Origin of the sequence: Tumidithrix elongata BACA0141 (assembly GCF_036349135.1) — a bacterium.
In the GTDB taxonomy this organism is placed as follows: domain Bacteria; phylum Cyanobacteriota; class Cyanobacteriia; order Pseudanabaenales; family Pseudanabaenaceae; genus Tumidithrix; species Tumidithrix elongata.
The window spans coordinates 1-8,556 of sequence record NZ_JAZBJZ010000164.1; the positions used below are offsets into that span (position 1 = coordinate 1).

Genomic DNA, 8,556 nt, shown 5'->3' on the forward strand with positions numbered 1-8,556 from the left:
CAGCTTTCTATCTTAACTTTTATAGTTTTTTGTCTTGACAATGGGGAGCACTTTAGTCATAGTACTGATGAGCATGAGAATCACCAAAAAGTGCTACATTAGGTTTTTGGGGTTTTGAAAGTAAGCAACTAAAACCGTCCTTAAATTCTGGATATTGATTTTTGCAAGCCTCGTTTTTGAGAGGATGCGGGTAATCACTAAACAATATAGATGCAGTTGGTGGAGTTAGTGCGATTCTGTCGGGGATTCCATTGCTCATAAAAACAATGCTTCCGAATATGCCGATGCCAATCATGGCAAGGCCTAATATCAATGTCCAGATCTGTTTTTTGCCCCCAAAACGAATTGGTTTTTCGATAAATTGATAGGTTGCCCAAGAGAGAAAAACTGAAACAAGAATAGCTATAAATCTGTTCAATGGAAGAATATCACGATAGCTTCCATCAGATATACCTATCCTCGGAAAAGCCAACAACGGCCAATGCCACAGATACAGTGGATAGCTAATAAGTCCAATTGATACGAATAGCTTATTTGAGAGTATTTTTCTGTTAATCCAAGCACTAGGTCCTGCTGCAATCAATAAGAACGCCCCAAACACTGGGAGCATTACTACTGGAGCTTTCACCAAAAAACCTGGAAGTTTTGAAGAGTTTCCAAATAAAAATAGACTTAGGACTATGAGCAGGGTTCCGATGAATGATTGAAGGTTTATGAGTAGGGTTCTGATTAATGCTAGAAAGTTGTGCTGCTTTGCTGCTATGCATTGGTTATATATATTTTGGATTGCGCGGAAAGCAAGATTTCCTCCAACCATTTGTCCCCAAAATCTTGCTAAACCAATTGATGCCAGGAACTTATTAGAAATAATTTTTCTGTTAACCCAAGCATTTGGTCCGGCTGAGATTAATAAGAACGCTCCAAATGCTGGCAGCATTACTACTAAGAACTTCAACAAAAGATCTGCAGATTTTGAGGTTCCAAATGTAAATAGACCAAGAGCTACAAGTAAGACTCCGACTATAAATTTAAAATATTTATTGTGGATTACCAATACCAATAATTTATTAGAAATTATTTTTCTGTTAATCCAAGCATTAGGTCGAAATGAGATCAATAAAAACACTCCCAATACTGGGAGCATTACTACTAAGAACCTTAACAAAAATCCTGGGAACGAGATTCCAAAGAGAAGTAGACCTAAGGCTATGAATAGAGATCCGATGAATGATTGAATGTTGAGTAGGGCTCTGATTAATGATTGAAACTTATGGTGTCTTCCTTCTACATTTTCTATATATTTATTATATTTAATTACTAGGTAAGCAAGATTTCCTCCAACCATTAGCTCCCAAAATCTAGTTAATGGTGAATAAAATACTTGTGTCTGATCTGTATCAGCAATATAAATACTGGCGAAAAATGATGCTGCTCCAAGAATAAGTGTTGTTCGGAAAAAGCCAAATTTAGCTTTCCAAATAAATAGAAGTAATACTGGCCATATAATGTAAAATTGCTCTTCAACTCCTAGCGACCATAAATGAAGTAATGGTTTTAGTGCTGCTGAAGTATCAAAATATCCAACTTCATTCCAAAGAACCAAGTTAACAATAAAGGCTGTTCCACTTGCGACATGCTTGGCAACTTGCTTATATTCATCTGGAAATAGCGATAGCCATCCAACTAGCAGGCAAAATGATAAGACGGTAATTAATGCGGGGAATATACGTAATATTCTGCGAGAATAAAAAGTTAGAAAACTAAATTTTTTCTTATTCAGGTCCCCAAGCAGAATTAATGATATTAAAAAGCCAGATATTACAAAGAAAATATCAACTCCCATAAATCCGCCTATTAGAGCGGATTCTGGGAAGGCGTGAAAGATAACTACAGGAACAACAGCGATCGCACGCAATCCATCAATGTCTGGACGATAGGGAATATGGGTTGATTTATTTAGATCTTGCATCCGCTTGGTACTTGTATTTGAGAAGTATAATACTTGCGTCTAGCATCTGTATCAGTCTTACAGTAAATTGATTTCAAATCCGCTACAGCTTGAACAATGCTAAATTATGCCTTACACCCCAATCTTTGTGGTAGATTTGCTCGAAAAATGCTGTAAGTTTTGCTCGCTTTCTGGTTTGGGGGCATAGTAAAAACTAGACCTTGCTAGTCCCAGTGGTTCGCACTACTGTTGAATGATGGGGATGTACAGATGAGTTGGCTCAATCAATTCTTTCCTCGTTAATGAATAAGGGTAGTTTCTTTGCTGGAAATGTCCTAAATAGTGAAATTACTTAGATTGAACTTCTACAGTTTCCCACTTAAATAAAGGTCTGACTACACCTGGAGTTTCACCTGTATATCCATGGTTATCTTCAACGGAGGGAACTACTTTGAAAGTGAGTGCATTGATTGCATAGAAATGGACTTTAACATCAGGCTCAAATGAACTTAACGCTAAACCGACTGTGTAAGACTTATCGTTCAAGAAATTAATAGGAATTTTGCATTCTGCTACATAATCACCAGGAGCTAAAACTCTAACAACTTTTGGAGACACAATGAAAGCACAGATATCTGGATTGACATAAAAGTGAAAATTGGGAATAAATTTAATGCTTTTCTGTTGCAAAATTTTGTAGTGCATGCAAACTTTTATTTCTTCATCGATCGCGACCTTATCTACAACTTGGTCGTGGCTGTTGATGATAGAGCCAGAAACTAAAATGGCGTATTCGTCGCCCATAACTTTAGAGCTTTTAAAAAAGCCATTCTGATCTAGATCCGATTCAGCCGTATCTTCAAACGCAACTTGGACAGATTGGCTTCGATCTGGAGCATTTTGTCTGACAAAGCTGAGATAATAGTCAATCGTTTCATCCGCACTGCCATAAAACTGAATTTTGCCTTGATCTAACCAAAACGCTTTCTGACAAGATTTCTGGATTGAGTCGAGGTCGTGCGAGACAAGCAATACCGAACCGCTTTCATCCCAAAGTTTTTCTAAACGTTTCTTTGCCTTGTTCCTAAACCGTTCGTCACCAACAGAGAGGACTTCATCCAAAATGAGAATATCGGGCTTGACTTCGGTAGCGATCGCAAACCCTAGCCTTGCGATCATCCCTGAGGAGAGGGACTTAACTGGGGCATGGGCATAATCTTTTAACTCGGCAAAATCTAAAATTGAATTGGTTTTATCGACCATTTCTTCTCTGGACAATCCCAGAAATATGCCATAAAGAACGATGTTGTTCTTTACTGAATCTTCTAAATCAAAGCCTGCACCTAGTTCAATTAGGGGGGCGATCGTTCCTCGTACTCGAACAGAGCCAGTAGTAGGCTGTAAAATCCCGCAGATCACCTTTAGCAGTGTGGATTTCCCTGAACCATTAGCGCCAAGAATACCAATTTTTTCACCTGAATTTACAGCAAGTGTAATTTCATCCAAGATCATTTTCTTGGCAGGTTGACGGTGCTTGCCCTCAATAAAAGATAAAACAGTTTTCTTTAGATCGTACGAAAACTCTTCTTGTGTCCGACGCCAAAGTGATACATTATCTAACCTTATTACCTCCATTGATTTGGGATACCTCTAAAAAATCAAAATTATTGAAATAAAGTAACGAAGCGTTGAGGGATATGCTCAAAAGCTATTTACAAGGTTGCCCTATAGCAGATCCATAAATTGATGCCGCCAGAGACGAAAGAAAGTCCATCCTAAGCCTAAAATAATTAGTCCGCTAAGTAATGCACCCCAAATTAAACTTAAGTCGGGTGGAGAGCCTGACAGCGCAATCTGCCGAAAACTTTCAATAATTGGTGATAACGGATTAAGTGTTAAAAATTGTCTTACCTGGGCGGGCACGATCGCTGCAGGATAAAATATGGGGCTGCTCAACCAAATTACAAATACAACCAGCTCGTAAAAGTAAGGTAGATCTCTGAAAAACACGTAAAGTGCGCTGACAAAAAATCCAACCCCAGTGCACACTAAAACCAGAGCCATAAATGGAAAAACTAGCGCGACAACATTCAACATGCTTTTAGAGTTAATCAAAGCAATGACAGCTAGCAGGGGAAAAGTCCCGATCGCAAACTGAAAAACATTTGCCAAAATCATCGACAAGGGGAAGATACTAACTGGCAGACGAATTTTATTTAACAGCGATCCATTACCCACCACACTCACCAATGCCTGAGATGTAGAGGCAGAGAAAAAATTAATCACTACTAGACCCGTAAGCGCTGCCAGCATGTAGTTGGCGATTGAGTTGCCATAATAAGAGGCAAAAGTTGCGCCAAAGATGGCAGTGTAAAGCCCTGTCATAATCAATGGGTTGAGTAATGACCAGTACACCCCTAAGAACGACCCTCGATAGCGCGACTTAAGGTTACGGCTCATCAAGACGTGCAATAGCTCCCAGTAGCGTTGAATTTGAAGCCAAGTTGCTTTATCTTTGAGTGAAAGTATCATCCTTAGAAGTTACCATAAGCAAATTATTTGCGAGTTATATAGTACCAGAATGAAAGCAGTGATTTTAGCTGGCGGGCTAGGAACTAGGCTGAGTGAAGAAACTTATCTCAAGCCAAAACCTATGATCGAGATTGGCGGAAGACCAATTTTATGGCATATCATGAAAATTTATTCTGCTTATGAGATTACTGAATTCATTGTTTGTTGTGGCTATAAAGGTTATGTAATTAAAGAGTACTTCGCTAACTATTTTTTGCATATGTCTGATGTAACGTTTGACATGCAGTCAAATCAAATGGAAGTGCATCAAAGGAATGCAGAACCATGGAGAGTTACATTAGTGGATACTGGTGAGGAGACCCTTACGGGAGGAAGACTTAAAAGAGTGCAGAGCTATGTTGGAGATAAAACTTTCTGTTTTACCTATGGAGATGGAGTCAGTAATGTCAATATTAGAAAACTGATTTCTTTTCATAAAGAGCAAAAATGTCTTGCTACAATTACTGCCGTGCAGCCGCCGGGAAGATATGGGAACTTAAATATCGAAGGGGGATTGGTTCTGAATTTTCAAGAAAAGCCTCAAGGCGATGGTGGGTGGATTAATGGGGGGTATTTTGTTCTAGAACCCGAGATTTTTGATTTATTAGAGGGAGATCGAACTAATTGGGAAGGAACTAGTTTGCCACTTATTGCAAGCAAAAATCAATTGTCTGCTTTCCATCATTTTGGATTTTGGCAAGCGATGGATACGCTACGAGATAAGAACTATCTAGAAGGGTTATGGGATTCAGGAAATGCACCTTGGAAGGCATGGTAGGCAATGATTCCTAGCTTTTGGCAGGGTAAGAGAGTTTTACTCACTGGGCATACGGGTTTTAAGGGGAGTTGGCTTTCTGTTTGGCTCCAAACTTTAGGAGCAGAGCTACTAGGTTATAGTTTACCTACACAGACTCAACCTAGTTTATTCGATTTAGCTAAAGTGGGCGATCGCATGAACTCTATATTTGGCGATATTCGTAACCTCGATCGCTTATGTGAGGTTGTGGTCGATTTTCAACCAGAAATTATTATACACATGGCGGCACAAGCACTGGTGCGACAGTCCTATATCACTCCAGTAGACACCTATGTTGTGAATGTGATGGGAACAGTTAATCTTTTAGAGGCTGTGAGGCAAGTAGGTGGAGTTCGTGCCTTTGTGAATGTGACTTCGGATAAGTGTTACGAAAATCGCGAATGGGTATGGGGATATCGCGAAAATGAACCCATGGGTGGCTACGATCCTTATAGTAGTAGTAAAGGATGTGCTGAATTGGTGACAGCAGCCTATCGCAACTCGTTTTTTAATCTGGCTGATTATGCAAAACATGGTACGGGTATTGCTACGGCACGTGCTGGGAATGTAATTGGTGGTGGGGATTGGGCATGCGATCGCCTGATTCCTGATGTTCTTAGGTCATGGCAGTCTGGAAAACCAGCGATCCTTCGATATCCTCAAGCAATTCGTCCTTGGCAACACGTACTCGAACCGTTATCTGGGTATTTGACTTTAGCCGAGTGGCTATACCACGATGGTGTAACTTACAGTGGTGCGTGGAACTTTGGCCCAAACGAATCTGATGCCAAACCAGTTGGTTGGGTGGTCGATCGCATGCAGGAGTTGTGGGGAGACGATGTGAGTTGGAGCCAAGAAACTTTGCCACAACCGCACGAAGCCAACTACTTGAAACTGGACTGCTCAAAGGCACGAAGTCAATTAAAGTGGCAACCAAAGTTAGATGTTCAAACCGCGTTAATTTGGGTTATAGAATGGACTAGAGCGTTACAGTCTGGCGCTAACATGAGAGATGTGACGGTCGATCAAATTAGGGAGTTTTCAAGCTTTAAATCATCATGACGCAAGGACTTTGTCGTTTCTGTAAGACTTGCCTAAAACATACCTTTGTCGATTTGGGGATGTCGCCTCTGTCTAATGCCTATGTGGAGGAGGAGAAATTAAACAGCGTTGAGAAGTTTTATCCCCTTCATGCTTATGTTTGCGAGCAATGTCTCTTAGTTCAGTTAGAGGAATTTGAATCACCCGATCGTATTTTTAGCGATTATGCCTACTTTTCTTCCTATTCAGATAGTTGGTTGCATCATGCTAAACAATATACAGAACTGATGGTTGAGAGATTCGATCTAGGTCGAGAAAGTCAAATCATCGAAATAGCAAGTAATGACGGCTATCTTTTGCAATTTTTTCAAACCAAAGGGATTTCAGTCCTTGGGATTGAGCCGGCCGCCAACGTAGCACAGGTGGCTGAGTCAAAGGGTATACCTACTTTAGTGAAATTTTTTGGTGTGCAAACAGGACAGGAACTCGTACAGCAAGGCAAACAAGCTGATGTATTGCTAGGGAACAATGTCTTAGCTCATGTTCCAGATATTAATGATTTTGTTGCGGGGATAAAGCTTGTCTTGAAACCTGAGGGGATTTTGACCATGGAGTTTCCCCATTTGCTGCAATTAATGGAGCGAAATCAGTTTGATACGATTTACCACGAGCACTTTTCGTACCTTTCGTTTAGAACCGTAGATGCAATATTTGCGTCCCATGGCATCACGTTATTTGATGTTGAAGAACTACCTACGCACGGAGGTTCTTTACGCATTTACGGTAAACATCAAGAGAATCAAACATTGCCCATTTGCGATTCCCCGACCGAGGATTCATCTCGGCGTATCCAAAATTTAAAAGACAAAGAAACACAAGCGGGACTAGACAAAATAGAAGTCTATTCCCAGTTTGGTAGTAGAACCATGGAGACGAAGCGAAAGTTGCTGAGTTTTTTGATTGAAGCGAAAAGCTCAGGAAAAACGATTGTGGGTTATGGCGCACCTGCAAAAGGAAATACACTCCTTAACTATTGTGGAATTCGTACAGATTTTCTTGACTATACTTGCGATCGTAGCCCTCACAAACAGGGATTATTTCTTCCCGGAACGCATATCCCAATCTTCCATCCCAATAAAATCGCAGAAACTAAGCCCGATTATGTACTGATTTTACCTTGGAACCTTAAGGAAGAGATTTGCGACCAGCTATCCTACATTCGTGAATGGGGCGGGAAGTTTATCGTTCCCATTCCAAGGGTGGAGATTTTGGAATGAAGTTTACGGAAACAAAGCTCAATGGAGCTTACGTGATTGACATCGAACCTATCGAAGATGAACGGGGCTTTTTTGCCCGTTCTTGGTGTCAGCATGAATTTGTGGAACGAGGGTTAAACCCTAACCTAGTTCAATGCAATATTTCGTTTAACCTTAAAAAAGGAACTTTGCGCGGTATGCATTATCAGGTTAAACCTCATGAAGAAGCAAAGCTAGTGAAATGTACAAGTGGAGCCATTTATGATGTCATTGTTGATATTCGTCCTGAGTCAGCTACTTTTAAAGAATGGATTGCTGTTGAACTAAGTGCTGAAAATCATAAAATGTTATACATTCCTGAAGGATTTGCCCATGGTTTTCAGACTTTAACGGATAATACTGAGGTGTTTTATCAAATGTCTGATTTTTATCATCCAGAATCAGCAAGAGGCATCAGGTGGGACGATCCAATATTTGCCATTGATTGGTCTTTAACAGAGTCTTTAATTATTTCTCTTAAAGATCGGCAATACCTTTTGTTTGAGGAAATATAATTAGTGGTATCTCGGTTATGCCAATTTCTACAAATCAATCCCAAAAATATGTTTATTGAGTATAAGCAGGCAGCTAAAAATTTATACGACACCGACTACCATCTTTGGGTAGAGCAAACAGTTAAGCATCTTGAAAACAAAGAGTTTGATGCGCTTGACTTAAAAAATTTGATTGAGGAGTTTTCAGATTTGAGCCGCCGAGAAAAAAGAAAACTGGAGAGTTTATTAACTCGACTATTTGAACATTTATTAAAATTAAAATATTGGGAATTGGAAAGAACGCAAAATCGTGGTCTTTGGGAAGCTGAAATCCTTAACTTTCGCAAACAAATCAAAAAAGGTAATTGCTCAACCTAGGTAAATTGACAAAAGCAGCAAAGCTGATAAAGT

The 8,556-nt window shown here is 39.9% G+C and carries 6 protein-coding genes and 2 pseudogenes; 5 read left to right on the forward strand and 3 right to left on the reverse strand.

Going from position 1 to position 8,556, the window contains the following annotated elements; genetic code table 11:
* Positions 1-52 precede the first annotated feature (52 nt).
* From V2H45_RS23695 to V2H45_RS23705, 3 genes and pseudogenes are all read right to left on the reverse strand, one after another.
* Entirely contained in the window at positions 53-1,969 is a 1,917-nt protein-coding gene (locus V2H45_RS23695; protein WP_330486163.1) for an acyltransferase family protein, read from the reverse strand.
* Between the two features lie 879 nt (positions 1,970-2,848).
* Positions 2,849-3,583, reverse strand: a pseudogene (locus V2H45_RS25750) (ABC transporter ATP-binding protein); the annotation flags it as partial.
* A 90-nt stretch (positions 3,584-3,673) separates the two neighbouring features.
* Positions 3,674-4,480 carry an ABC transporter permease gene (locus V2H45_RS23705; RefSeq protein ID WP_330486165.1) on the reverse strand — a complete coding sequence of 269 codons (807 nt, stop codon included), beginning with the start codon at positions 4,478-4,480 and terminating at the stop codon, positions 3,674-3,676.
* Between the two features lie 49 nt (positions 4,481-4,529).
* Here V2H45_RS23705 and rfbF point away from each other — a divergent pair, with 49 nt between their 5' ends.
* The 5 genes and pseudogenes from rfbF to V2H45_RS23730 form a co-directional block, all read left to right on the forward strand.
* Entirely contained in the window at positions 4,530-5,297 is a 768-nt protein-coding gene (rfbF, locus tag V2H45_RS23710) for a glucose-1-phosphate cytidylyltransferase (protein ID WP_330486166.1), read from the forward strand.
* Between the two features lie 3 nt (positions 5,298-5,300).
* The gene (gene rfbG / locus V2H45_RS23715; RefSeq protein ID WP_330486167.1) at positions 5,301-6,377 is read left to right on the forward strand and encodes a CDP-glucose 4,6-dehydratase; all 1,077 of its coding nucleotides are present in this window, start codon (positions 5,301-5,303) and stop codon (positions 6,375-6,377) included.
* Complete coding sequence (locus V2H45_RS23720) at positions 6,374-7,633, forward strand: class I SAM-dependent methyltransferase (RefSeq protein WP_330486168.1); 1,260 nt, start codon at positions 6,374-6,376, stop codon at positions 7,631-7,633. Before rfbG ends, V2H45_RS23720 begins: the two co-directional genes overlap by 4 nt.
* Positions 7,630-8,166 (forward strand): dTDP-4-dehydrorhamnose 3,5-epimerase, encoded by a 537-nt coding sequence (rfbC, locus tag V2H45_RS23725; RefSeq protein WP_330486169.1) that lies wholly within the window; start codon positions 7,630-7,632, stop codon positions 8,164-8,166. The genes V2H45_RS23720 and rfbC overlap by 4 nt, the downstream gene beginning before the upstream one ends.
* A gap of 48 nt (positions 8,167-8,214) precedes the next feature.
* A pseudogene (locus V2H45_RS23730) lies at positions 8,215-8,505 on the forward strand (DUF29 domain-containing protein); the annotation flags it as partial.
* Between the last annotated feature and the right edge of the window lie 51 nt (positions 8,506-8,556).